Source organism: Paractinoplanes atraurantiacus, assembly GCF_900215205.1.
Taxonomy (GTDB): Bacteria; Actinomycetota; Actinomycetes; order Mycobacteriales; family Micromonosporaceae; genus Actinoplanes; species Actinoplanes atraurantiacus.
This window is the reverse complement of record NZ_OBDY01000008.1, coordinates 21,098-44,800: the sequence shown is the minus strand read 5'-3', so window position 1 is coordinate 44,800 and position 23,703 is coordinate 21,098. Positions and strand designations below refer to the sequence as shown.

The 23,703-nt window shown below is 72.1% G+C and carries 27 protein-coding genes and 1 pseudogene; 10 read left to right on the top strand and 18 right to left on the bottom strand.

What is annotated here, in order from left to right; genetic code table 11:
• Positions 1 to 39: 39 nt before the first annotated feature.
• The 9 genes from CRP55_RS19825 to CRP55_RS19785 are packed head-to-tail and all read right to left on the bottom strand — an operon-like array spanning position 40 to position 6,831.
• The gene (locus CRP55_RS19825; protein WP_143234743.1) at positions 40 to 867 is read right to left on the bottom strand and encodes a hypothetical protein; all 828 of its coding nucleotides are present in this window, start codon (positions 865 to 867) and stop codon (positions 40 to 42) included.
• A complete protein-coding gene (locus tag CRP55_RS19820; RefSeq protein WP_245923203.1) occupies positions 864 to 1,325 on the bottom strand; it encodes a sigma factor-like helix-turn-helix DNA-binding protein in 462 nt (153 codons plus the stop codon). Before CRP55_RS19820 ends, CRP55_RS19825 begins: the two co-directional genes overlap by 4 nt.
• Positions 1,326 to 1,377: 52 nt before the next feature.
• A complete protein-coding gene (locus CRP55_RS19815) occupies positions 1,378 to 2,391 on the bottom strand; it encodes a sensor histidine kinase (RefSeq protein WP_097321596.1) in 1,014 nt (337 codons plus the stop codon).
• Entirely contained in the window at positions 2,384 to 3,076 is a 693-nt protein-coding gene (locus tag CRP55_RS19810) for a response regulator transcription factor (RefSeq protein WP_097321595.1), read from the bottom strand. Before CRP55_RS19810 ends, CRP55_RS19815 begins: the two co-directional genes overlap by 8 nt.
• 9 nt (positions 3,077 to 3,085) lie before the next feature.
• A complete protein-coding gene (locus tag CRP55_RS19805; protein ID WP_097321594.1) occupies positions 3,086 to 3,460 on the bottom strand; it encodes a hypothetical protein in 375 nt (124 codons plus the stop codon).
• On the bottom strand, positions 3,457 to 4,749 hold the full coding sequence (locus CRP55_RS19800) for a molybdopterin-dependent oxidoreductase (RefSeq protein WP_097321593.1): 1,293 nt from the start codon (positions 4,747 to 4,749) through the stop codon (positions 3,457 to 3,459). The genes CRP55_RS19805 and CRP55_RS19800 overlap by 4 nt, the downstream gene beginning before the upstream one ends.
• The gene (locus CRP55_RS19795; RefSeq protein WP_245923201.1) at positions 4,722 to 5,402 is read right to left on the bottom strand and encodes a methyltransferase domain-containing protein; all 681 of its coding nucleotides are present in this window, start codon (positions 5,400 to 5,402) and stop codon (positions 4,722 to 4,724) included. Before CRP55_RS19795 ends, CRP55_RS19800 begins: the two co-directional genes overlap by 28 nt.
• The gene (locus tag CRP55_RS19790; RefSeq protein WP_097321592.1) at positions 5,399 to 6,175 is read right to left on the bottom strand and encodes a TIGR04282 family arsenosugar biosynthesis glycosyltransferase; all 777 of its coding nucleotides are present in this window, start codon (positions 6,173 to 6,175) and stop codon (positions 5,399 to 5,401) included. Before CRP55_RS19790 ends, CRP55_RS19795 begins: the two co-directional genes overlap by 4 nt.
• Complete coding sequence (locus tag CRP55_RS19785; RefSeq protein ID WP_097321591.1) at positions 6,172 to 6,831, bottom strand: glycosyltransferase family 2 protein; 660 nt, start codon at positions 6,829 to 6,831, stop codon at positions 6,172 to 6,174. The genes CRP55_RS19790 and CRP55_RS19785 overlap by 4 nt, the downstream gene beginning before the upstream one ends.
• Positions 6,832 to 6,963: 132 nt before the next feature.
• Between CRP55_RS19785 and CRP55_RS19780 the strand changes: the two genes are divergently transcribed.
• Together CRP55_RS19780 and CRP55_RS19775 are read left to right on the top strand one after the other, a co-directional pair.
• Entirely contained in the window at positions 6,964 to 8,118 is a 1,155-nt protein-coding gene (locus tag CRP55_RS19780; RefSeq protein WP_097321590.1) for an NAD-dependent epimerase/dehydratase family protein, read from the top strand.
• Complete coding sequence (locus CRP55_RS19775; RefSeq protein WP_245923200.1) at positions 8,097 to 9,434, top strand: hypothetical protein; 1,338 nt, start codon at positions 8,097 to 8,099, stop codon at positions 9,432 to 9,434. Before CRP55_RS19780 ends, CRP55_RS19775 begins: the two co-directional genes overlap by 22 nt.
• Positions 9,435 to 9,447: 13 nt before the next feature.
• Here CRP55_RS19775 and CRP55_RS19770 read toward each other — a convergent pair whose 3' ends face one another.
• The gene (locus CRP55_RS19770) at positions 9,448 to 10,719 is read right to left on the bottom strand and encodes a YbiU family protein (protein WP_097321589.1); all 1,272 of its coding nucleotides are present in this window, start codon (positions 10,717 to 10,719) and stop codon (positions 9,448 to 9,450) included.
• 89 nt (positions 10,720 to 10,808) lie between these two features.
• Between CRP55_RS19770 and CRP55_RS54720 the strand changes: the two genes are divergently transcribed.
• Complete coding sequence (locus CRP55_RS54720; RefSeq protein WP_245923198.1) at positions 10,809 to 12,083, top strand: ROK family transcriptional regulator; 1,275 nt, start codon at positions 10,809 to 10,811, stop codon at positions 12,081 to 12,083.
• 74 nt (positions 12,084 to 12,157) lie between these two features.
• Here the strand turns inward: CRP55_RS54720 and CRP55_RS19755 are convergent, their stop codons facing one another.
• Positions 12,158 to 12,517, bottom strand: coding sequence for a winged helix-turn-helix transcriptional regulator (locus CRP55_RS19755; RefSeq protein WP_097321587.1), 360 nt, complete (start codon positions 12,515 to 12,517; stop codon positions 12,158 to 12,160).
• Between the two features lie 66 nt (positions 12,518 to 12,583).
• Here CRP55_RS19755 and CRP55_RS19750 point away from each other — a divergent pair, with 66 nt between their 5' ends.
• Positions 12,584 to 13,048, top strand: coding sequence for a hemerythrin domain-containing protein (locus tag CRP55_RS19750; RefSeq protein ID WP_097321586.1), 465 nt, complete (start codon positions 12,584 to 12,586; stop codon positions 13,046 to 13,048).
• On the opposite strand, the gene CRP55_RS19745 is transcribed toward CRP55_RS19750, so the two are convergent.
• The 3 genes from CRP55_RS19745 to CRP55_RS19735 are packed head-to-tail and all read right to left on the bottom strand — an operon-like array spanning position 13,023 to position 16,278.
• The gene (locus CRP55_RS19745; protein WP_245923196.1) at positions 13,023 to 14,372 is read right to left on the bottom strand and encodes a flavin monoamine oxidase family protein; all 1,350 of its coding nucleotides are present in this window, start codon (positions 14,370 to 14,372) and stop codon (positions 13,023 to 13,025) included. The genes CRP55_RS19750 and CRP55_RS19745 overlap by 26 nt on opposite strands.
• Positions 14,369 to 15,370, bottom strand: a complete 1,002-nt coding sequence (locus CRP55_RS53945) for an agmatine deiminase family protein (protein ID WP_218854636.1) — start codon at positions 15,368 to 15,370, stop codon at positions 14,369 to 14,371. Before CRP55_RS53945 ends, CRP55_RS19745 begins: the two co-directional genes overlap by 4 nt.
• The gene (locus CRP55_RS19735) at positions 15,367 to 16,278 is read right to left on the bottom strand and encodes a nitrilase-related carbon-nitrogen hydrolase (RefSeq protein WP_097321583.1); all 912 of its coding nucleotides are present in this window, start codon (positions 16,276 to 16,278) and stop codon (positions 15,367 to 15,369) included. Before CRP55_RS19735 ends, CRP55_RS53945 begins: the two co-directional genes overlap by 4 nt.
• Positions 16,279 to 16,354: 76 nt before the next feature.
• On the opposite strand from CRP55_RS19735, the gene CRP55_RS19730 reads away from it, so the two are divergent.
• Positions 16,355 to 16,948, top strand: a complete 594-nt coding sequence (locus tag CRP55_RS19730) for a TetR/AcrR family transcriptional regulator (RefSeq protein WP_097321582.1) — start codon at positions 16,355 to 16,357, stop codon at positions 16,946 to 16,948.
• A gap of 57 nt (positions 16,949 to 17,005) precedes the next feature.
• Positions 17,006 to 17,800, top strand: a complete 795-nt coding sequence (locus CRP55_RS19725) for a protein kinase family protein (RefSeq protein WP_218854635.1) — start codon at positions 17,006 to 17,008, stop codon at positions 17,798 to 17,800.
• A gap of 438 nt (positions 17,801 to 18,238) precedes the next feature.
• Here CRP55_RS19725 and CRP55_RS56630 read toward each other — a convergent pair.
• Positions 18,239 to 18,538: pseudogene (locus tag CRP55_RS56630) on the bottom strand (phosphorothioated DNA-binding restriction endonuclease family protein); the annotation flags it as partial.
• A 181-nt stretch (positions 18,539 to 18,719) separates the two neighbouring features.
• Here CRP55_RS56630 and CRP55_RS19720 point away from each other — a divergent pair.
• The gene (locus CRP55_RS19720; protein WP_097321581.1) at positions 18,720 to 20,294 is read left to right on the top strand and encodes an amidohydrolase; all 1,575 of its coding nucleotides are present in this window, start codon (positions 18,720 to 18,722) and stop codon (positions 20,292 to 20,294) included.
• Positions 20,295 to 20,320: 26 nt separating this feature from the next.
• Positions 20,321 to 20,968 (top strand): TetR/AcrR family transcriptional regulator C-terminal domain-containing protein, encoded by a 648-nt coding sequence (locus CRP55_RS19715; RefSeq protein ID WP_179855252.1) that lies wholly within the window; start codon positions 20,321 to 20,323, stop codon positions 20,966 to 20,968.
• A gap of 126 nt (positions 20,969 to 21,094) precedes the next feature.
• On the opposite strand, the gene CRP55_RS19710 is transcribed toward CRP55_RS19715, so the two are convergent.
• The 3 genes from CRP55_RS19710 to CRP55_RS19700 all read right to left on the bottom strand — a co-directional run bounded on the left by CRP55_RS19710 (position 21,095) and on the right by CRP55_RS19700 (position 22,257).
• Positions 21,095 to 21,343, bottom strand: coding sequence for a hypothetical protein (locus CRP55_RS19710; RefSeq protein WP_218854634.1), 249 nt, complete (start codon positions 21,341 to 21,343; stop codon positions 21,095 to 21,097).
• Positions 21,344 to 21,392: 49 nt separating this feature from the next.
• Positions 21,393 to 21,827, bottom strand: coding sequence for a hypothetical protein (locus CRP55_RS19705; protein WP_097321579.1), 435 nt, complete (start codon positions 21,825 to 21,827; stop codon positions 21,393 to 21,395).
• A gap of 247 nt (positions 21,828 to 22,074) precedes the next feature.
• A complete protein-coding gene (locus CRP55_RS19700; RefSeq protein WP_097321578.1) occupies positions 22,075 to 22,257 on the bottom strand; it encodes a hypothetical protein in 183 nt (60 codons plus the stop codon).
• Positions 22,258 to 22,438: 181 nt separating this feature from the next.
• Here CRP55_RS19700 and CRP55_RS19695 point away from each other — a divergent pair, with 181 nt between their 5' ends.
• The gene (locus CRP55_RS19695; RefSeq protein WP_245923195.1) at positions 22,439 to 22,687 is read left to right on the top strand and encodes a hypothetical protein; all 249 of its coding nucleotides are present in this window, start codon (positions 22,439 to 22,441) and stop codon (positions 22,685 to 22,687) included.
• A 33-nt stretch (positions 22,688 to 22,720) separates the two neighbouring features.
• The gene (locus CRP55_RS19690; RefSeq protein ID WP_097321576.1) at positions 22,721 to 23,602 is read left to right on the top strand and encodes a helix-turn-helix domain-containing protein; all 882 of its coding nucleotides are present in this window, start codon (positions 22,721 to 22,723) and stop codon (positions 23,600 to 23,602) included.
• Positions 23,603 to 23,703 lie beyond the last annotated feature (101 nt).

The window sequence follows — 23,703 nt, the reverse complement described above, 5'->3', positions numbered from 1 at the left end:
CGGGTGTCTCCTTGCTGCGACCTGGGGGTCTCGCCCGGCCTAGAAGGCCGGCAGTGTCTCTCCGGCCAGCAGTTTCTTGCCGGCTGCGATCTTGGCATCGTACGGGGTCTTAAGATGCCACAGCTCGGCAAGCTTGGCCGCGTCGTCCCCGTCGTAGCCCTTCGCGAAGAAGGCGTCGACCTGAGCGATCTCGGCCTTCTGCTTCTTGGCCGCCGCCACGTTGGCCGGCTTCGGCTTGACCGGCAGGTCCTGACCGGCCAGCAGGCGCTTGCCGGCCTCGAGCTTGGCCGCCGGCGGGTCGCTCAGGTTCCACAGGCCGGCCAGCTTCTCGGCGTCGGCCCATACGTAGCCGGCGTCGAAGAAGGCCGCGAACTGCTTGTCCTGCTCGGGCGAGGTGGCCGGGTCGGCCGGGATGACGTCCGGGTGCGGCCGGACCGGCAGGGTCTCGCCGAGCAGCAGCCGACGGCCTGCCTCGACCTTGACGGCGGCCACGTCCGACACCTTCCAGATCTTGGCCAGCTTCTCGGCGTCGCCGAGGCCGTAGCCGGCACCGGAGTACGCGTCCCAGCGCTTCTGCAGCTCCTCGTCGCTCGGCGCGGTCGACGCCGGGGCGGCCGGCGCGGCGGCGACCGGAATGCCGGCCGCGGTGCCGCTCGAGCTGCCCGGAAGGAAGGCGGGCAGGTTAATGGAGCCGGCGATCAGGCCGGCTCCGAGGACGCCGCCCGCCGCGATCTGGGCGCCCCGCCGGCGGCGCTTGTAGCGGCCGGAGAGCTCGACCACACGGGCGTAGACGGCGGAGGGGTCGGGGGTGTCGTACTCATGCTCCGCGAATACCTCGCGCAGCTGGTCGGGGTGCTGCACAGTCACGACTTCTCCTCGGCGGGAATGCGTTCCACGAGCTCCGGCTCGAGCCGGAGCGTCTTCAGCGACTTCGACGCGAGGCCTCGCACGGCCGGCCGCGAGCTGCCCAGCCAGTCGGCGATCTGGCCGTCGTCCAGCTGCTCGTAGTAGCGCAGCACCAGCACGGCCCGCTGTTTGCGGCCGAGCCCAGCCAGGCGCTCCCACAGGCCGTCGGGCACGCTGCCCTGGACGTCCCGCAGGCGGCGGACCGCCCAGAAGCGCCGCCAGGACAGGTACTCGTTGAGCACCATGCGCCGGACGTGCGCCTCCAGGTCTTCGGTCTCACTGATCCGCCGCCAGCGGGCCTGCACCCGGGCCAGCACCTCCTGGACTATGTCCTGGGCGAGGTCACGGTCGCCGGTGAGGACGACCGCGAAACGCAGGAGGCTGGGCAGCCGGGCCATCGCGAATTGCTCGAAGGTCACGCCACTAGGACGGCCCTCGTGACGCCGCTGTGCAGTCCGGCCGAGAAGTTTTTCACGCCGGCAGCCGGGGCAGCCGCACCTCGAAACGGCACCCGCCGGTGACGTTGTGCGCCCGCACCTGGCCGCCGTGGGCCTCCACCAGGCCGCGGACGATGGCCAGACCCAGCCCGCCACCGCCGGCGGTCTCCGGTGTGCGGGCCCGGGTGCCGCGGAACGCGACGTCGAAGACCCGCGGCAGGTCGTCCTCCGCGATGCCGCCGCAACTGTCCGACACCGCGAACCAGACCGCCCGGCCGTCCTGGCCGGCGTCGATGTGGATGGTGCCGTTGGCCGGCGTGTACCGCACCGAGTTGGTGAGCAGGTTGTCGAGGATCCGGTTGAGCTCGGCCGCACCGGCGGTGACGACGGGCCACTCGTGCCCGGACGCCACCACCCGGATCCCGCGGCTGCCGGCCAGCGGGGCCACCGCGGCCACCGCGTCCGAGACGACGTCGGCCAGCGGCAGATCGGACGGTGTGAGCCGCAGGGCGCCGGCGTGGATGCGGGAGAGCTCGAACAGGTCGTCGACCAGGCCGCTCATCCGGTCGGTCTCGGCGCCGATGCGCCGGTGGTACTCGGCCACGGTGGCCGGATCGGCGACGACGCCGTCCTGCAGCGCCTCGGTCATCGCCCGCAGCCCGGCCAGCGGGGTGCGCAGGTCGTGCGACACCCAGGCGACCAGGTCGCGGCGGCCCGCCTCCATCCGCCGTTCCTTCTCGCGGGCCTGCGCCGCCCACACCGCGGCCGCCGCCAGCCGCCGCCCGAACACCAGGCCCAGCCCGAGGCTGACCACGGCCGACGCGATCACGGTGACCAGGACGACCTGCATGTCGTGGGCGGACAGGAACATGGCCCGCGCGACCGTGACGACCCCGGCCACCACCGCCGCCACCGTGATGGCCAGCAGCACGCACACGTGCACCGTGATCGACCGCCCGCGCAGCGCCCGCAGCGCCGCCGCACCGAGCAGGCCGACGACCGCGCCCGCGGCCAGCGAGTAGAGGCCGATCAGCAGGATGTCACGCATGGCCCGGCTCGTACCGGTAGCCCACGCCCCACACCGTCAGCAGCCGCTCCGGCGCCGCCGGATCCTTCTCGATCTTCTCGCGCAGCCGGCGCACGTGCACGGTCACCGTCGACTGGTCGCCGAACTGCCAGCCCCACACCCGGTCGAGCAGCTGGGCGCGGGAGAAGGCCTGCGCCGGATGCCGCAGCAGGAACTCCAGCAGGTCGAACTCGCGGACGGTCAGCGCGAGCGGCCGACCGGCCAGCTCGGCGGTGCGCCGCCCGGTGTCGGCCACCAGATCACCGTCGCGCAGCAGCGCCGGCCGGGGCGGGGCCTCGGGCGCGGTGCGGCGCAGGACCGAACGCACCCGCAACACCAGCTCACGCGGGCTGAACGGCTTGGTCACATAGTCGTCGGCGCCGACCTCGAGGCCGAGCACCCGGTCGCTCTCCTCACCGAGCGCGGTCAGCATGACCACCGGCAGGCCGGGCTGCTCGGCCCGCAGCCGCCGGCACACGTCGAGCCCGTCCAGCCCGCCCAGCATGAGATCGAGCACGACCAGGTCGGGGCGCTCGGCGTCGACGGCGGCCAGCGCGGCCAGCCCGTCGGCGGCCAGCCGCACCCGGCAGCCGTCCTGCTCGAGATAGCGGCGCACGACGTCGCTGACGGTCGGGTCGTCGTCGACGACGAGTACCTGGTGGGTCACGTTCGGAGGCTACCCACGCGAACGCCCCCGGCGCCCGCTCCGCCACCTTTCGATTCCCTTACGGCCGGCGGCGATCACCGCGAGGATCACCAGCAGACCCCAGAGGTACGGGCCGTCGAGCGGCCCGATCGCGAGGGGCACGGCGACGACGGCGACGGCGAGACCCACCACGGCCGCCGCGCGGGCGGTGGGCTGCCCGGCGGCGGGGACGACCCGGCCGATCAGCGTGCCGGCGGCCAGCACGAGAGGCAGGAACACGGTGTCGTGCAGCACCAGCACGGCGGCCAGGAACACCAGAATGCCGAGCCGGTCCGGGTCGCGGGCGGCGCCGGTCAGACCGTACGCCATGACCAGCGCCCCAAAGACGACCAGCGCGCGCCTCACGAGGACCTCCGAACCGTGATCCGGGCGACCCATTTGGTCTGCAGAACGCCGGGCCGGTTCGGCGCGATCAGCCGGGCCGGGAAGCCGTGGTCGAGGTCGAGCGGCTCGCGGCCGAGCCGCAGGGCGATCAGCGTACGGTCGTCGGCCAGATGCGGCCCGGCCACCACCGACGCCCGATAGCGGCCGGACGCCTGCAACGACTCGACGACGGCCTCGGCTCCGGCCAGATCGGCGCCGAGCAGGTCGGCCAGGTCACGCAGCCGCACCCCGGTCCAGGTGGCGGCCGAACTCCAGCCCTCGACGCAGGCGATCGGCAGGACGGCGGTGTGCTGCGGCATCGCGGCCAGGTCGGTCACGCTGAGGGAGAACGAACGGCCGAACCCGGCGACGGTGAGGCGGTAGGCCGGATCGAGGGCGACGTCACGCACCCCGGCCGCGGCGGCGGTCCGGTTGACCGGCAGCCCTTGAGGCCCGTCACCGGGCCGGCGCGGCGCGAGCACACCGACGACGGCGAGAGGCCGCACGGTCTGCCCGACCGTGGCAACGGTGATGACGCCGGCCGCGGCGGCCACCGCCACCAGGACTTCCCGCCGCCCGACCGCCCCACTCTCCGGAGCCACCTCATCGCCCGGAGCCGCCTCTCCCTGCCGAGCCCTCTCTTCCTGCCGAGCCCTCTCTTCCTGCCGAGCCCTATCTCCTTCCGGGGCCTTCGAATGGCTCAGGGCCGCGCGGATGGCGGGAAGCTGGACGCCGATGTGGGTCAGGAGGCCGCCGATCGCCAGCCACGCCACCCAGTAGTGCGCGGTGGTGAAGAAGAACGGCATCGGCGCGTACCAGTGGGCAACGTTCAGTACGCCGCTGACCACCTGGAACAACGCGGCGGCGACCAGCGCCGCGACGCTCGCGCGCTCGGCCGCGTGGGCGAGCCCGCGCACGGGCGGCCAGGTGAACAGCCGCGGATAGACCGACCACAGTTTCGCGCCGAGCAGGGGCACGGTGACCAGCCCGGTCGCCACATGCAGACCTTGGGTGAACCGGTAGAGCCCGACCGGCCGCGACGGCCACCAGAACCATCCGGGCGGATGCTGAACGAGGTGGCTCAGCACCCCGGTGACGAAGCAGACCCCGAAGGCGACCCCCAGCGCGACCCCCAACAGGCTGGTCAGCCGGGCCGACCGCAGCGGCCCCGCCTGCGGCCTCCACCGGGGCGGCGTGGCGGGCCAGGTGAGGATCCGCCTCAAACGAGCGTCCGCGGCCCTTCTCAAGCCGCCGTCAGCGTCGCGAACCATCGGCCCGCCTCCGTCCAACTCGTCCGGATCTGGAGACCCGCCGCTCGGGCCGGTGGGGCGAGGTCGCCGGCGGCGACCTGCGCCCAGCGCAGCGGCGCACCCGGGCCGCCGTCCCGGTCGTGCAGGGTGGCCGCGCCCGACCAGCTGCCGGCGCCGGGCGCGGCCAGCTCGGCGTGCAGCTGACCGTGCGGCGCGAGCAGGTCGCGGCAGCGGCGCAGCAATGCCACCGGATCGCCGCCGATGCCGACGTTGCCGTCGGCGAGCAGCAGATGCTCCCAGCGGCCGTGCCCGGGCACAGCCGCGAAAACGTCCCGGCGCAGTGCGAGCGCACCCCGGGCCCGGGCCAGCCGAACGGCCGCCGCGCTCACGTCGATACCCAGCGCCGCGCACCCCCGCGACAGCAGGGCACTGGTCAGCCGCCCCGGCCCGCACCCGACGTCAAGGGTGGCGCCGTGGCACCGGTCGAGCAGCCCACGGTCACCGGCCCGATCCGGCCGGCACCACCCGGCCGCGTCGACCCGATGCTCCCGCCCGTGGACGTCACGCATCGCCAGCGTCGCGTCCTCCCCGGCCGCGGCCCGAGCCAGAGCCCGCTCGTACAGGCCCAGAGCAGCCCGCTCCGCCGGCACGCAATCAGCCGCTGCCGCCGTCACGCCGGCCTCCCTACACCGGACGCGCCACCCCGACCCCCGGCGACCGGCGTTCTCCCACCGGCGCCACCATCCGCACCCCGCACTCCCCCGCCCGCGCCACCAGCGGCAACCGGCGCCGCTGTCCTTTCGCCATGCGTGGTCGGCGCTGGGCGGGGGATGAAGCGGCTGACCGCGGACGGGAAGCGGGCGGTTGCGGGGCAGGCGGTGGCCACCTCGAGGGCGTCGGCGGCGGTGTCCACGTCGCGCAAGGGTGGCAGCAGGAAGGGCTCTGCGCCGCGCGTGCGCAGGGCGGCGAGCGTAAGCGCGCCAGTGTCCGATGTGGACATGGGGACGTCTGGCAATACTCCGGCGTCGTCCGGATTCTCCAGGCCCAGCGCCCACCAACCGCCGTCGAGGGCCGGGCCTAGCACGGCCCGGGACCGGCTCAGCGCCTCGGCCGCCCCGGCCAGCAGGGCGGCCGTGACCTGCGGGGTGTCCATGCCGATGAGCAGCGACGGCACGCCGGGCAGGGCGGTGTCGGCGAACGCGTACGCAAGCCTCTCCCCCAGGCCCGCGCCGCGCTGCGCCACCCGGCGCCAACCCGGGGGTGCGGGATAGTCGCCCTCGAGCACCGCCACCCGGCGTACAACCGGAACCTGAACCGCGGTTTCCAGAGTGTCGGCGAGCGAAGCCTCGGCGATCGCCGCCGCCTCCGCCGGAGTGCAAGGCGGGCAGAGGCGGGTCTTCACGCGGCCCGGCACCGGCGCCTTGGCCATCACGAGCAGCTGGATCATCGGGCCAGCACCGCCCGCATGTCGGTGATCGCCTGCACAGTGCCGCGCACGGTTCCCGTCACCTTCGAGCGGGTCCCGGCCGCGCGCGGGTGATACGCCACGTCCAGCTCACGCACTCGCCAGCCGGCCCGGGCCGCCGCCAGGAGCAGCTCCAGCGGATAGCCGCAGCGGCGGTCCCGCAAGTCGAGCGCGACCAGCGCGTCCCGGCGGGCGGCGCGGATCGGGGCGATGTCGTGCACCGGCAGACCGGTGGCCCGGCGCACCCGGCGCGCGACGATCGCGTTGCCGAGACGCGCGTGCACAGGCCAGGCCCGCACGCCGGCCGGGCGGCGCCGGCCGCACACCAGATCCGCGGCGCCCAGGCGCACCGGGCCGGCGAGCCGCGGCAGCTCCGCCGGATCGAACGAGCCGTCGGCGTCGAGCACACACACCACCCCGTCATCCGGGTCGGCGGCGAGAACCCCGGCGTGCACCGCGGCCCCGTACCCACGCTGCGGAACCTCGATCACCCGCGCGCCGTGGCGCCGGGCCACCGCCCGTGATCCGTCCGTCGAGCCGTTGTCGGCGAGGATCGGCCGGAAGCCGGCCGGCATCCGGGCCAGCAGCCACGGCAGGGCCGCGGCCTCGTTGAGGCAGGGCAACACCACATCGGTCATGAGCAGGAAGCTAGGCCCGCTCCGGGCCACCGGATCTTACGGAACGCGAACGTCGCGGCCAGGTCTTACGAACCGCTGACGGATCGGCTCGCGGCGCCCCGCGGCACCGGCGGGCGGCCTACGGTCGCCGGCATGACCCACATCCTCGTGACCGGCGGCGCCGGATTCATCGGCTCCGCGGTGACCGCCGCCCTGACCGCCGCCGACTACGACGTGTCGATCCTGGACAGCCTGCACCCGGCGGCGCACAACGGCCGGCCGGACCTGCCGGAAGGCGTCACCCTGCATCACGCCGACCTGCGCGACCGGGCGGCGGTGACCGAGGCTCTGGCCGGCGTCGACGCGGTCGTGCACCAGGCGGCGCTCGTCGGGCTCGGCGCCGGGCCGGGTGACCTTCCCGAATACGTGGGCTGCAACGACCTCGGCACGGCGGTGCTGCTGGCGGCCATGAGCGAAGCCGGGATCGGGCGGCTGGTGCTGGCCGGGTCGATGGTGGTGTACGGGGAAGGGGCCTACCGCTGCGACCAGCACGGCCCGGTCCGGCCCGCGCCGCGAGCGGCGGCCGACCTGCTCGCGGGACGGTTCGAGCCGCCGTGCCCTGAATGCGGCGCGGCCCTGACCGCGGGGCGGGTCGATGAGGACACGCCGATGGATCCGCGCAGCGTGTACGCGGCCACGAAGGTGGCGCAGGAACATTTGTGCGCGGTCTGGGCGCGAGAGTGCGGAGGTACGGTGGCGGCGCTGCGCTACCACAATGTGTACGGGCCGGGGATGCCGCGGGATACGCCGTACAGCGGGGTGGCGGCGATCTTCCGGTCGTCGCTGGAAAGGGGCGAGGCGCCGCAGGTGTACGAGGACGGCGGTCAGCTGCGGGATTTTGTGCACGTGACGGACGTGGCCGAGGCGAACGTGGCCGCGTTGCGGGCGGTGACGGCTTCCCGCTCGTTGTCCACAGGCGCCGGTTGTCCACAGCCCACCGACACGATCATCGAAAACAGGACGAGAATGGCTTCGGGGGCTTCCCCCTTGGGAGGGCGGGCTCCGTGGGGTGGATTTCGGGCGTTCAACATCGCTTCGGGGGCGCCGGCCACAGTCGGTGAGATGGCCGGGGCGCTCGCGGACGCCTTCGGCGGCCCCCGCCCGGAAGTGACCGGCCGGTTCCGGCTCGGCGACGTGCGCCATGTCGTGGCCTCTCCTGACCGCGCCGCGGCCGAGCTCGGCTTCCGCGCCGCGGTGACGCCCGCCGCCGGCCTGCGGGAGTTCGCGTGCGCGCCCCTGCGTGGCTGAGCCCGGCGACCCCGACCCTCAGCGACCCCCGCCGGGGCTGGCCGTCCTCGCGCGGTGACCGGTGGGCGCTCGCCCTGGTCGCCGCACTGGTCGTGGCGGCAATCGTGGCCGGGGCGCTGCTCGGCTGGGCCGGCCGCCCCGTTCACGCTTCGGCCGCACCTTTGTTCGGTCATGTGCTTCCGCACGCGGGACCGGGTACCCCAGTCGCGATCGCCGTCGCCCTGGCGGTGATCCGGTGGGGTCCGGGTCTGGCCGAGCGTCTCCCTTGGCGGCCCCTCCTCGCCGCGACGTGGGTCGCCGCCGTCGCCTGGGTTTTCGCGCTCGCGCTGGTCGACGGCTGGCAGCGCGGCGTCGCGGGCCGGCTGACGACGCCGTACGAATATCTCGCCGAAGTGCCCGGGGTGACCGATGTCCCGGCCATGCTGCGGGGTTTCGCCGGCCGGATCGTCGACGGCGGCCCGGAGCCGTGGACCACGCATGTGGCCGGCCATCCGCCGGGTGCGCTGCTCGTCTTCGTCGGGCTGGACCGGCTCGGGCTGGGCGGCGGCGGCTGGGCGGCGGTCGTCTGCATCGTGGCCGGGGCCCTGGCGACCGCCGCGATCATGGTCACTCTGCGGGCGCTGGGCGATGAGCGGGCGGCCCGGGTCGCCGCGCCCTTCCTGGTGTTGTTCCCGGGCGCGGTGTGGATCGGCGCCTCCGCCGACGGCCTCTTCGCCGGCGTGGCGGCCTGCGCGGTGGCCCTGCTGGCCGTCGGGTTGTCCCGGCCCGCCCGGTGGGCCGTCGCCGCCGGAGGGGCCGGGCTGGCCGTTTGCGCGTACCTCTCGTACGGCCTGGTCTTGTTGGCCCTGCCCGCCCTCGCGGTGGTCGTGCTGCGGCGCACCCGGTGGCCGTTGCTGATCTGGGCCGTTCTGGGCGCGGCCGCCGTCGTGGCGGCGATGACGCTGCTCGGTTTCGCCTGGTGGGACGGCTTCTTTCTGGTACGCCGGCGCTACTACCAGGGACTGGCCTCCGACCGCCCGTACGCCTACTGGGTGTGGGCGAACCTGGCCGCCTTCGCCCTGTGCGCCGGCCCGGCCGCGGCCGCGATCCTGCGCCGCGGCCGCCGTTCCCCGCTGGTCCTGGGGTGGGCCGCCGCCGTGCTGGCGGCGGACCTGTCCGGCATGAGCAAGGCCGAGACGGAACGGATCTGGCTGCCGTTCGCGATCTGGCTGCCGGCCGCGGCCGCCCTGCTTCCCCGGCCCGATCGGCGCTGGTGGCTGGCCGCGCAGGCCGGCACGGCCCTGCTCGTCAACCACCTGGTGCTCACCGCCTGGTGAGACGGAGCGGCCGTCAGTCCAGCCCGAGCCCGCGACGGCCGATCTCGTTGAGGTCGGCGGGCTGGAAGCGGTCGGGCCACTCGCGCTCGTAGTGCTCGGCCGGGAAGTCGGACGGGCTCTCGCCTGTCAGGAAGGCGTCGCGGACGTTGGCCGCGTACCGCTCGTTGCGCGGGCACCAGGGCGCGGCCGGGATGTACATGACGTTGCCCCAGCCCTTCTGGGCCTCGACCGGGGCCACGCTGTGGATCATGTCGCAGTGCCACCAGACGGAGTCGCCCGCTTTGACGTCGGGGATGCCGGACAGGGCCTCCATGAGCGGGGCGTGCCACTTGTGGCCGGCCGGGAAGACCTGGTTGACGGTGACGCCGCACATGTCGTCGTCCGGGACGTCGGACAGCAGCGGGCGCAGCATCAGATAGGCCATCGCCTCGGGGATCGGGACGGTGTGCAGCACGCCCTGGTCGTGGTCCATGTCGGACAGCGCGGTCCAGCCCTGGAACGTGCGGAACGCCGAGCACATCGTGGAACCGGGATATTGCGGCCCGTCGGTGCGGTGGGCGGCGTCCCACGGGTCGTACTGCTCGACGCTGCCGTCGAAGAGATGCCGGAACGCCTTCTGGTACGCCTGGGTCATCCACAGGTCGAGCGTGCCCGGGTCGAGGTGGGTGCCGAGGCCGGCCGAGTCGGCGCCCTCGGGCCGGCGGCGGATGCGGTCGGGGTAGAGCGAGTCGCGGTTCGGGTCGAACCATTGCGTGCCGTCGGGCGACGTGTGCTTCCACTGGCTGTTGAGGAACGCCTGCACCGTGGCCATGCGCTCGCTCTGCCGGGCCTGCATCTGCGCGTGTGACCAGTAGATCGGGTAGATCTCGGGCTTGGAGCCGACGCTGCCGAAGAAGTCGTCGCCGGGCCCGCGGTAGTTCTCGAAGAAGTGGTTGCCCTCGACGTAGTCGACGATGTCCTGGTCCCAGCGCAGCGCCTGCTCGCGCTCGAAGTGCCCGCGCACGACGAGGCACCCCCGCTTCTTGATCAGGTCGGTCGGCGCGGTGCCGGCCTCGATGTCGGCATAGTCGACGACCGGCCAGATCTGCTCGCCGCGGCGCCGGGCGGCGACGATGTCGTCGATCGCGGCCTGCACGCGCTGTTCGACAACGGCGAAGACCTCGTCGGCCGTACGCCCGGACGCCTCGATGCGAGCACGCAGAGCGGCCTTGATCTCGCGCGTCGCCGCGCCGAGGTCGGCCGGCGTCTCTTCCCAGTGCGGCAGGGCGGTGGTGGTCGTCGGCACGGCGCGCCTCCTTCTAGTCAGGGCTCCTTACTTGAATGACGGTACGTGTCGGAACGCTCCTAGGCAAGAGGCTTTACTAGAATCGGTCCGTGGAGACCAGCGACGAACACGTGTTGCGCACGCTGATGCGCCACCGCCGCCTGACCCGGGCCGAGCTGGCCACCGAGATCGGCATCTCGAAGCCCACCGCCGGCGAAAGCGTGCGCCGCCTGACCGAGCGCGGCCTGGTGGCCGACACCGGCGAGCGCACTCCCGGCGGCCGCGGGAAGGGCCGGGTCGGCTCGTACTACGCCCTCTCCCCCACCGTCGGCGTCGCCCTGGCCGTCACCATCGCCCCCGAGGGCGTGGTCGCCGAGTGCGTGGACGTCTACGGCGACACCGTCGGCCGAGCCGTCCGCCCGGCCGACCCCACCGAGCTGGCCGCCGCGATCACCGCAGCCGTGGACCGGGCGCTGAGCGCAGCCGCCGGGCCGGCGCGCACGGACGCGGCGGGTCAGGCGCGCGACGTGGCCGACCCGCCGGTCCGGCTGGCTGTTGTCGGTGCGGCCGACCCGGTCGACCGGGCCACCGGCCGCCTCGTCCATCTGCCCGACGCGCCTTTCCTGGTCGGCGAGTTGGACCCGGTAGCGGTCCTCGGCCACTACGTGGACGGCCCGGTCATCGTCGACAACGACGTGAACTGGGCGGCCCGGGCCGAGCGGGAGCAGGGCGGCCCCGGCGACTTCGCCTACCTCTACCTGGGCGAGGGCCTGGGCTGCGCGATCGTGAGCGACGGCGAGGTCCGCCGCGGCCACACCGGCCTGGCCGGCGAGATCGCCCACCTGCTGACCATCGGCCCCGGCGGCCGCGCCGTCCCCTTCATCGAACTCTTCGGCGACCTGGACCTCCGCCACGAAGGCCACCGAGACCGCGACGGCCGAGAAGGCAACGACGCCGGCGGAGACCGGGATGGCCAAGAAGACAGCGACGCCCGCGGAGACAGCAACGGCCGCGGTGACAGCAACGGCCGCAGAGACAGAGACGGCCGCGGGGACAGCGACGGCCGCGAAGCAGGCGGATCGCGCGGGAGCATGACTGCGATCGACGTCGACCGGCTGCTCAGGAGCGACGCCGAGACGCGCGCCATCCTCGGCGCCGCGGTGGGTGGCGTCATCGCCGCGGTCATCGCCCTGGCCGACCCGCGCGAGGTGGTGCTCGGCGGGCCGTGGGGCCCGGCCCTGGTGGCCGAGATCCGCGCCGCCACCGAGCGGATGCCCCGGCACGTGCCCATCCGCGCCGCCGCGGTGAGCGACGAACCGGTGCTGGCCGGCGTCCGCGCCGAGGCCCTCGACCGTCTGAGGGCGCTGGTCACCACCGGCGAGTGAATGCGGCAACGGGAGGCGGCGCTACGGGCGCCGGTCACCACTGGCGAGTGAGCCCGGCCGATGGCGGGCGGCGTTTACGGGCGCTGGTCACCACCGGCGGGCGGGACGGAACGGCTCCATGCGATGAGCGGCTGCAGGGCGGCGATCAGCGCGGCGCCGGTCGGTGACGGTGTGTAGAGGATCTGGACCGGGGTCGAGGGAATCACCTCGCGCCGCAGGAGTTGGTAGGACTCCAGCTCCTTGAGACGCTGGGCCAGGAGGCGGTCGGAGATGCCGGGGGCCAGCGCCCGGTACTCCGTGAAGCGCCGGGCCCCCTGGGCGCCGGCCATCAGCACCGCGCCGACCCAGCGGCGCCCGATGAACTCCAATACCGACTGGAAGTCGCGGCAGTCGTCGTCCGCGACCACGAAATGCACGGGCTTCGAGCGAGTCACTTACCCAAAGTAAGTAGCTAATGGGCAGCTTGGCAACCGCGAGGCCGCGCGCCGACACTCATCGCCATGACGACCACCGACAACCCGCTGCTGCGGGAACTCCAGCAAGTTCACGACATGCTCCGCCGCGACCTGGCCCGATGCACCGACTCCGCGCTGAGCAGCGCCCAACTGCGCGATGAGGTGAAAAGGTTGGATTGCCTGCGCTACTGCCGGCTGGTCCACTCCCACCACGGCGGCGAGGATGTCGCCCTCTTCCCCGCCGTCCGGCGCAGCGCGCCGCACCTGAGCGACGTCGTCGACCAGCTCGAAGCCGATCACCAGCTGATCGCCGGGCTTCTCGACGAGGTCGAGGCGGCCGCACGCCGAACCGGCGAGGTCGAGGCGAGCGCCTGGGCCGATGACGCCGACGCTCGCGGGCGGCTGGCCGAGGCACTCCGCGAGCTGTCCGGTCATCTGCACGGGCACCTCGACCGGGAGGAGGAAGCTCTCGCTCCCGTTCTTCTCAGCTGGCAGGAGTGGCCCCGATGATGGCCGCCGCGGCCGCCTCGCCCATGCGGATCGCGCCGTCGACGTGCTGGAAGCCCAGGCCGGCCACGTCGCTGCTCACGATCGCGAGCGGGCCGACCGGCGTGCGCAGGTGGCGTCCGTACCGTGTCAATGACCCGATGTCGAAGCTCGTTCCGAAAGCACCCGCCGTCCACTCGTCGGCCTGCCACGGGCTCTCGTAGTAGGCGACCGGCGTGAGCGCCTCCGGGCCGTAATACGCCGCGAGCGACGACAGCACCTTCTCCCGGCGCTCGCCGGGGTCCAGCGCGAGCAGGGCGTCCGCGCGCAGGTCGGAGACGAAGCCGACCAGGATGCCGCGGTCGTCGCCGTCCACGTCCTCGTTGCTGTTGTCGTAGGCCTCGTGCACCAGGGCGTACGGGCTGAAGGCCGTCCCTGATAGCCCGGCCGAACGCCAGAACGGGGTCTCGTACGTGATGTGCAGCTTGATGACCAGCCCGAACGACTGGTGCTGCCGCATCTGCGCCTGCACCGGCGGCAGCGCCGGCACGAACTGGATCCGGTTGACCAGCGTCGGCGGCACCGCCAGCACGACGTGCCGGGCCCGGTAGTCGCCGACCACCGCCGAGGAGTCATCCCACACGATCTTGTCGACCGGCGCGGAAAGGACGACGTCGTCGAGCCGGGCGGCCAGCCGCAGCGGCACCTCCTGCAACCCGCCCACGATGCGCCGGTCGAGGATGAAGTCGGCGTCGAGCAGATGCGCGAAGCCGCCCGCGCTGGCCGCCATCAGCACCGCCGACAGCGCCGAGAATGAGTGCGCCGGCTTGGTCAGCATGGCCGGCCCGATGTAGAGGCCGATGTTGTCGCTGGCCTCCTGATCGTCGGTCTGCTCCGCCAGCCAGGCGCCGAACGACATCTGGTCGAGCTCGCCGGCGTCCGGGTGCTCCCACGGCACCAGCGGGTCCATCTGCGCGGCCAGCCGGTCGAGCTCCTCGGCGACCCGCTTGATCTCCATCGCCGTGTCCGACGGCACCGGGAAGGCGTCGCCGCGGAACGTCTTGCGGACGCCGTCGCGCCCGATGTAGATCGAGTCGCCCGACCGGTACCGCGGATACGTCGTCAGTCCCAGCTCGTCGATCATCGCGAGCAGCGCCGTCTGGTCGGGCGAAACCCATTGACCCCCGATTTCCAGCCGTACGCCGTCGACGGTCTCCGTGAGCAGGCGCCCACCGACCCGGTCGCGCGCCTCGAGGACCGCCACCTTCAGCCCGGCCTCGCGCAGGCGTACGGCCGCCGTCAGGCCCGTAACGCCGGCGCCGACGACGACCACATCCACGTCTTTCACGGTTCCACCTTCGGTTGCTGCTGCGTGATGCAGTGAATACCCCCGCCGCGCGCGAAGATCACACGCGCGTCGACCCCGACCACCTTTCGGCCCGGATAGGCCGACGCGAGCACCTCGAGCGCGGCCGCGTCCCGCGGGTCCCCGAACGTGCAGGCCACGACCCCGCCGTTGCAGACGAGGTGGTTGACGTAGCTGTGGTCGACCGGCCCGTCCTCGTCCTCCAGCCGCTCCGGCGCCAGCAGCTCCACGACCCGCCACTGCGCGGGCAGGGCCAGCCGGATCGCCCTCGTGACCTCGAAGTCCGGGTGCGCCGGGGCGGGCTGGACGTGCAGCAGAACGGTACCCGGCGACGGCATGGTGGCCACGATGTCGACGTGCCCGCGCGTCCCGAACTCCCCGTAATCCCTGGTCAGACCCCGGGGCAACCACACCACATCCCGTACGCCCAAGGTCCGCCGAAGTTCGTCCTCGATGTCGTGGCTGTGCCAGCCCGGATTGCGGCCGGGGTCGAGCTGCACGGTCTCGGTGACGAGCACGGTCCCGGCGCCGTCGACGTGAATGCCGCCGCCCTCGTTGACCATCGCCGAGTCGATGAGCGTGGCACCGGCCCATTCCGCGACCTGCCGGGCGATCCGCGCGTCCTTCTCCCACCGGGCCCAGCTCTGCTGCCCCCAGCCGTTGAACACCCAGTCGACCGCGCCCAGGCCCTGCGGCCCGACGACGAAGGTCGGTCCCATGTCGCGCATCCAGGCGTCGTCGAGCGGCGCCTCCAGCAGCTCCACGTCCGACCCGAGCCACTTGCGGGCGTGCGGCACCGCGGCGGGGTCGACCACCATCCGTACCGGCTCGAACTCGGCCACCGCGAGCGCGACCGAGGCCCAGGCCCGCCGGGCGTCGTCGGCGGCCTCCCCCAGTGCGTAACCGGACGACGGCCAGGCCATCCAGGTGCAGTCGTGCGGATCGGTCTCGGCGGGCATCCTCCACTGCGGCCGGGTCACGCCAGGCCTCCGTACGTCTCGGGTCGCCGGGTCTGGAAGAACGGGAAAAGGGTGAGCCAGTCGCGGCGCTGATCGAGGTCGAGGTCGGCGATCAGCACCGCCTCCTCGTCGCGAGGGGCTTGACAGAGGATTCGGCCGTACGGGTCGGCGACGAACGAGGAGCCGTAGAAGCTGATCCGGCCCTCGTCGCCGGTGCGGTTGGGCACCGCGATGAACAGCCCGTTGGCGATGGCGTGACCGACGATCACCTGCTGCCACAGCGGCTGCGTGTCGAAGTCGGGGTGGTCGGGCTCGGAGCCGATCGCGGTCGGGTAGGCCAGCAGGTCGGCCCCGCCGAGCGCGTAGAGGCGCGCCACCTCGGGGAACCATTCGTCCCAGCAGGTCGGCAGGCCGACACCAACGTCGTCGAGGCGATGTACGGGGTACGCGTCCTCGGGCGGCCCAGGGCGGAAATACTTGTCCTCCACATACCCCTCGGTGACGGGGATGTGCGTTTTGCGGGTACGCCCGATGAGCCGGCCGTCCGCGCCGACGAGCACGGCGGTGTTGTAGCCGAGATCGTCGCCCTCGTTCTTCTCGTAGAGCGAGGCGTGGACGGGGATGCCGTATTTACGGGCGGCCTCGGCGGCGAAGGTCACCGTCGGACCGGTCAGCAGATCTTCCGCGGCGTCGGACGGCACGCCCGTGGGCTCCTCGAAGGCCGGGTAGCGCGACAACGTCAGCTCGGGCAGGAAGACGACCTGCGCCCCCTCGGCGGCGGCCTGCCCGATCGCGCCGAGCAGCACGTCCTTCAGCTCGCCGGCGTCCGCGCGCCACCGGTGCTGCACGACGCCGATCCGCAGGGGCGGCCGGGACGGCGCGTCCACGCGGGCGGGCGAGCTTCGCGGGCCGGAGCTGATCAGGCGCATGTTTCATCCTCGGGGGCAAACGAATGTCGTTCGTTTTAGTATGGTGGGCGTTCGAGCAGTTGTCGAGGGGAGCTCCGTGGGACGGCCGGCAACGCCGAAGCTGTCGGTCGGCAAAATCGCCACGGCGGCGCTGAAACTGGTCGACGCCCAGGGCGAGTTCACGATGGGCGAGATCGCGGCCGCCCTGTCCGTACGGCCGTCGTCGCTCTACAACCACGTCACCGGCAAGACCGAGATCATCGAGGCCATGCGGGCCCGGGTCTTCGCCGAGCAGCCCTTCCAGCAGCGGGAGACGGCCTGGGAGGACGCGCTGCGCGCCCTGCTGCGGCACTACCGGGACGCCTTCGCCCGGCATCCGAAGCTGATCCCGATGCTCACCGCCCACACGGTCTCCTCCCCCGACGTCGTGCGCATGTACGACGACATCGCCACGGTCCTCAGCGACGCCGGCATCCCCACCGGCCGCCTGCTCGACGTCATCACGGTGCTGGACAGCTTCGTGATCGGCTCAGCCCTGGACGTGGCGGCCCCCGACCAGGTCTGGGACAAGACCCAGGCCCGCACGCCCGTGCTGGTCGCCGCCATCGAGGCCGCCGGACAGGGCCGCCCCCGAGCCGACCGCGCCTTCGAGCTCGGCCTCGACCTGCTCCTCACCGCCCTGCGGCGCTGAGCTGCCGGCCGGATAACCGCTTGTGGTCCGGCCCCTTCGCGGTGAGGCTTGGCGTTCGTGGAGCCTGCTGAGCAACTCGGCGCCTGGGGAGCCGGCGCCCATCCGGCGGACGCGGTGCTGCGCGACGGCGTGGTGCACAAAACGGCCGGCCCATGGACACCAGCGGTGTTCGCCCTGCTCGACCACCTGGAGCGGGCCGGCTTCGCCGGGGCGCCGCGCGTGGTCGGCGACGGCTACAGCTTCGTGCCGGGCGAGTCCCCGCACCCGCACGCGTGGCCGGACGAGGCCGTCGCGGGCGTCGGCACCCTGCTGCGCGCCCTGCACGACGCGACCAGCACTTTCACGCCACCCGCCAACGCCATCTGGCAGCCGAACTGGCTGCGCGACCTAGGCGGCGACGACATGGTGATCGGCCACTGCGACACCGGAGCATGGAACATCGTCGGCGAACAAGGCCGCCCCGACGCCTTCATCGACTGGGAGTTCGCCGGCCCGGTCGACCGCCTGTGGGAGCTCGCCGAAACCGTCTGGCTCAACGCCCAACTGTTCGACGACGACGTAGCCGAAATGCAGAACCTCCCCGACGCCAGATCCCGCGCCCGCCAGGCCCGAGCCATAGTCGACGGTTACGGCCTCCCCCGTTCCGCCCGCGACGACCTGGTCGACCGCCTGTCCGACGTGGCGATCCACAGCGCCCGCCACGAGGCCATCGCCGAGCACGTGACCGTCGACAGCACCGAAGCGATCTCCCCCAACGGCTACCCGATCCTGTGGGGCATCACATGGCGAGCCCGAAGCGCCTCGTGGATAGCCGGAAACCGCCCCCTGCTCCGCCGAGCCATGCTCGAATAACCCGTTCGGGCCGACCGAAGGATTGCACCTCGCCACGGCTGACGATCGGGTCCCCACCGCGCGGCGACGTAGGTCAAGGGGCACCGTCGCCCGGTGACTCGTATCCGGCGCCTGGAAGCCGGTAGCGGAAGCGAGTCGGTCGCAGATCCTGTTCATCTGCTTGCCAATCACGCCATAGCCGAGATCTGCCGCCTGAGGCCCGGAAGTCGTCCACTCGCGTGCCGCTGTACTCGATCTCCGCGACGACGACCAGGTCGCACGGGACCCCGGCCCGGGAATGCTCGACTTCTCCGCTCGTGAGCTCGACCTCCTCGGCGGCGCCGCTGCTGTCTTTCGTAGTGCCGCGTCGGCGAGGTACCCGGCGCGTCGCGAGGCGCGCGTCCCGACGATCTCGCGGCTCGTCACCAGGTCGCCGAGGGCGTGATCCAACTCGGTTATGCCCGCGTCCGGCAGGAACCGCGCAATCAGGGCGGCCTCGGCGGCTTGGCGAAATGGCCGGTCGGAAAGGAGCGTCGCGGCTTCCGGCGTGAACCCGGCGGACAGGTTGTGAGTGTTCAGCCAGCTGAGACGAGGCGCGAAGGGTGCCCGCGGCTGCGCCCTGTCGGCGATGAACTCCCATATCGGCGTGACCGTCAGATCCCAAAAGGGGTATTGCGGGTCGGGGCTGGGGAGCGGCCGGCCGAACGCGGCGAGGAGCGGCGGGACCTGGGCCCGAAACAGGGGCCACGGGCGCTCACTGGGGCGCCCTCGACGGCCAGTGCCATGCTGGTGTGGCTCGTCCCGCTCGTTCTCGCGGCCGGCGTCGTCTGGGCGCTGATCATCAAGGTCAAGGGCCCTTCGGCGTACGGACGGATCGGCGGCGACGAGGCAGGCGCCTGACCAGCCCGGCGCGTCCCGTGATCGTTGCGGAGGGGATCGCATGAGCACCGCGGATCTGATCGTCATGGCCGACCGTGTCCACACGATGGACGGCTCAGAGCCGGTGACCGCCATCGCCGTCACCGACGGCGTCATCACGGCCGTCGGCGACCGGGCCGGCGCCCGGCAGTGGCGCGGCGCCGGCACCGAGGTGATCGACCTGGGCCCGGCCACCGTCACGCCGGGGCTGGTCGACGGGCACGCCCATCCGGTGCTGGGCATCGGCATGACCCGCGGCATCGACCTGTCTTCCGTCCGCACGCTTGATGAGCTCCGGGTGGCTCTCGACGCCGTACCGGAAAGGGGTTGGCTCGAAGGTTGGGGTCTTGATCCGAACGTCTTCGGCACGCGGCCGATCACGTCGGCGCCGCTGCCCGAGGACGTGCCGGTGTTCCTGAGGCTCTTCGACGCGCATTCGGCGCTGGTCAACCAGCGGGCCCTCGACCTGGCCGGAATCACCGGGCCGCGCGAGTTCCCCTCGGGCTCCGGCATCGTGTGCGACGCCGGCGGCCGCCCGACCGGGCACCTGCTGGAGATGGACGCCCTCAACCTCGTCCACCAGCTTCTGCCCGCCGACGATCCGGCCTCGCGCCGCCGGCGGCTGCTCGACCTGATGCGGCGGATGGCGGCGACCGGGCTCACCGCGGCCAACGCGATGGACTTCGAGGACGACTCGCTCGCGCTCTTCCAGGCCTTGGAGGCCGACGGCGACCTGCCGATGCGGTGGCGCTGCGCGCCGTTCGTCATGCCCGACACCGACGTCCGGGCGGTGCTGGAGAAGCAGCGCCTGAGCGGGCGCCGCTGGCGGGTCGAGGGCGCCAAGTTCATGATCGACGGCACGGTGGACGGCGGCACCGCCTGGCTCGACGAGCCGGACACGCACGGCGAGTCGACGGCCTGCTTCTGGCCCGACCCGGCCGACTACGCGGAGGCCGTACGGGTGCTCGCGGCGGCCGGCGTCCCGATCGTCACGCACGCGATCGGCGACGCCGGGATCCGCTACGTGCTGGACACGCTGGAAGGGCTGCCGCGCGTCTCCTCCGTACCCCACCGCATCGAGCATCTCGAGACCATGCCGTCCGGCCTGGTCGGACGGTTCCGCGCGCTCGACGTCACGGCGAGCATGCAGCCGACGCACTGCACGCACTACACGCGGGCCGACCACAGCGACAACTGGTCGCGCCGCCTCGGCAAGGTCCGCGCCGACCGCGGGTTCCGGGCCCGCGACCTGCGCGACAGCGGTGCCCGCCTGGCTTTGGGATCGGATTGGCCGATTGCGCCGTACGATCCGCGCGGCATCATCGCGGCGGCCCGCCTGCGCCGCCCGGCCGGCGCTCCCGGCGTCGACCCGGTGCTGCCCGGGCAGGCGCTGACGGCCCGGATGGCCCTGGAGGGCTACACGACCCAGGCCGCCGCGGCCGCGGGCCTGGCATCGTCCGCCGGCCGTATCCGTCCCGGATTCCGGGCCGACCTGGCCGCGTTCACGCTCGATCCGCTGACCGCCGGCCCCGACGAGTTCGCGGAGTCGCCGGTGGCGATTACGGTGGTCGGCGGATCGGTGGTCCATCGCACGTAGTCGTCCCCCGCACGGAGGAGTTCCGCTTGCCCCGCCCCTCGGCCCCGCTGCTCTCGCGCGAGCAGATCGCCGCGTCCGCGCTGGCCCTGATCGACGAGTCCGGCACGTTCACCCTGCCCGGCCTGGCCAGGGACCTCGGGGTGAGCGCCTCCTCCATCTACCACCATTTCCCCGGCGGCCGCGAGGCGATCGTCGAGGCCATCCGGGGCCTGCTGGCCGGCGAGAACCTGCCCCTGGAACCGGGTGGGAACGACTGGCGCGCGTTCGCCGACCGGTGGGCCCGCGCCTACCGGGCCTCGTTCGCCCGGCACCCCAAGGTGGTGCCGTTACTGACCGCCCAGACCGTCAGCGACCCGCTGACCCTGACCGCCTACGAGACGTTGGCCCAGGTGCTGCGCACGGCGGGTTTCCGTGACGAAAACCTGCTGCACGCCGTGACCATCCTCGACTGCCTGGTCCTGGGCTCGGCCTTGGACGCAGGAGCACCCCTCGACGTGTGGGCCGCTTCCCCCGACCCTTCATCGGCCCTGGGCACGGCCATCCGAGCCACCCAGGCCGATCCGGGCGACCGCTCCCAGCGCTCTTTCGAGATAGGCCTGCGCATCGTCCTGACCGGCCTCGGCGAACTCATCAACCGACCCTTTGACCCCACGTCGCCGCCGGGAAGTGTTTGATGAAGGACGCGGACAGCGCTGACAGCATTCACCCTTCACTCGTGCAGATTCCTTGAATAACTGCGCTACGTCCAAGCCGGCCGCTTCGCAGGATGAGAAACGCTCATCATGTGAGCTTCCCGCACACTACGAACTTGTTTCGCCTCGGGCGCGCTTCAACGGATCACCCGGCGACGGCGTCCCCACCATGCGTTCCTCTTGGATCTGGATCTCCTGGTTGATCTTGTGGGTATGCGGCCGATAGATCAGGTCCACCGGCCCCATGATCTCCCGGCCCACGCCGCGGCGCCGGCTACGTGCCGCCAGCCAGGCGAGGCAAACCAGGAGCGCCGCCAGCACGGCGACGAATACCAACCACGGCACGATCTCTCCCACCGGAGCAGCCTACGGCGGACATCGGCTTGGTCCCTGCCAGCAATCAGAGTTATGGCCTGACCGGAAGGTTACGGGCCGTCGTGATGACGTGTTCGAGCCACTGCTCCCGCGGCGTCATCTCGCCGTCGACGGTCCTGTACGGCTGGACATGGCCGCCGGCATGTTCGAGGGTCCAGCGTTCCGGCTGCTCGAGCAGGGCATGCGCGTCGTGGGCGGCCAAGTCCCCGTCGCCGGTCAGGCGACTCCGCCACGGCGCCGGGATGACGTTCCAGCCGGACGGCGGATCCCGGAAGTAGAGGCCGATCCATCCGGCCCGGTACCAGAGCCGCAGGATGACCGCGCACGTCGATGCGGGCCAAGGGCCGTGACGCCGGGCCGACCCGGCCGGGTCATCGATCGAGCCCTGCGGGATCTCGTACAGCGGCGCCTCTTCCAGTACGAGGATCTCCATCTGCGAGAGGAAGTCCGTGAGATCGGCTGACATCGGGCGCCGGATCCGGCTCAGCCGGCTGAGCCGAGCGAGTGGGATCCGCTTCGGACCGCTGCTTCTATTCTCAGCAGCAGGCTGCCTGGTGCTGCTGCAGGACAACCACTTACGACGGGTGGCAACCAGATGAGGCCTGTTGCGGCCGCGGCGGTGCCCACGAACCGGACCATGCGGCTGTCGCTCTGTTCCACGGCGGCAGTGTAGGCGTGGTCACTCGCCCGCGTGGGGCGCTGCGCTCACCGGTTCAGCGGCCGTAGGGCGGGTTCAGCGGCGCGTCGCCCGGCATGCCGGCGAAGTGCTCGTTGAGGGAGGCGTACGGGTTGCGCCGTGGATCGCGGGCCGATCGGGCCAGGCGGCGCTCCTGCTGGCGCAACACCAAGGTGAGCCGCAGCCGGCGTGAGGAGTCGAGAGCGGTGGTGATGGTCATCGGCGTTCTCCTGTCCGTCAGACAGAGACCCTCTCCTCCTGAATATCCATGGCTATGCAGAATGCCGCAAGGACGATCCGGTGACATGAATAGATTCCTTCACGTTCTGGACTACAGTGTGCTCATACGAGGTCTATGCACCCGGCCGTATGGAAGGTGGCGGCTAACGTATAGTCCTGAAGTGACAAATCAACCTTTAACGGCCGTTCAGGGATCTGACCGCGACGACGCGGCACCCCAGTTGAAGCTCATCAAGCAGCTCTGCACCGGGGGCAGTTGTCCCACGGTCTACCTGACCGACCGCGACACCTATGTCGTTCAGGGATACACGGTTCCCGCCGAGGCCGCCGGCCTCGACGTGCCCGCCGGGGAACAGCTGGTGGAGATTCCCGCCGCGCTGCTCGCCGAAGCGCTCAAGGCGGTGAGCTGACCACTACGACGCAGATCAAGGGAGGCGAGTCTCGTGAGCCACGGCGACTCGCCTGACCTGCCGGTCGGCGCCGAGTTGGCGCGCTGGCGCCGGCGGAAGAAGATCTCCGGCCAGCTCCTCGGTGACCGGGTCGGCATGAGCCAGGCGAAGATCAGCCGGCTCGAGAACGGCGTCTCCCAGCCCGACCCGCAGGACGTCCGCAGCATCGCCGCCGCCCTCGGCCTGCCCGCCGACGAGGTCGAGCGCCTGGTCGCCCTGGCCGGCCGGCCGAGCGACCGATTCGTCGACTGGCATTCCACCGAGCCGGGCCTGCCGGAACGCCAGCAGTTCCTGCGACAGCTCGAGATCTCCACCCGCGAGATCCGCACGTTCAACCCGGCCGTCGTGATCGGCTTGTTGCAGACGAGTGAATATGCACGCGCCTTGCTGACCGGCTATCGCACCGAGTTGGACGACGACCACACCGCCGCCTCCCCGCTCGCCGTCTCCGAGGCCGTGGCGGCCCGCATCCAGCGCAGTCAGGTGCTCTACGAGCCGGGCCGGAAGTTCTCGTTCCTGATGAGCGAGGCGGCGCTGGGCAACCGGGTGTGCGGCCCGGCCGACATGATCGCCCAGATCGGGCGGCTGCGCGAGGTCTCCGACTTGCCCAACGTCGACGTGCGGATCATCCCGCAGGAGGCCGATCTCCCGCTTCCCCCGGCACACGGCTTCGAGATCATGGGCGACAAGGTGGTCTTCGTCGACCTCTTCAACACCAGCCTGCTGTCCCGGGACCGCCGGACGGTCCGGCACTATCAGCGGGTCTTCGACACGCTCGACTCGGTGGCGATCTCGGAGATCGGCGGGCTTCTGGACAAGTACCAGGCTCGTTACGTGCGCATGCTTCCGGTTAATCGGCAAGTCGCTGAACGATAAAGAACCGGAAACAAGACTTTTCGATAAACGCGCCAAAGTTATGGACTGAGGCACGAAAGTAGGCCTACCGTTCGGCCATCGATATTCATCGAGGTCTGGAC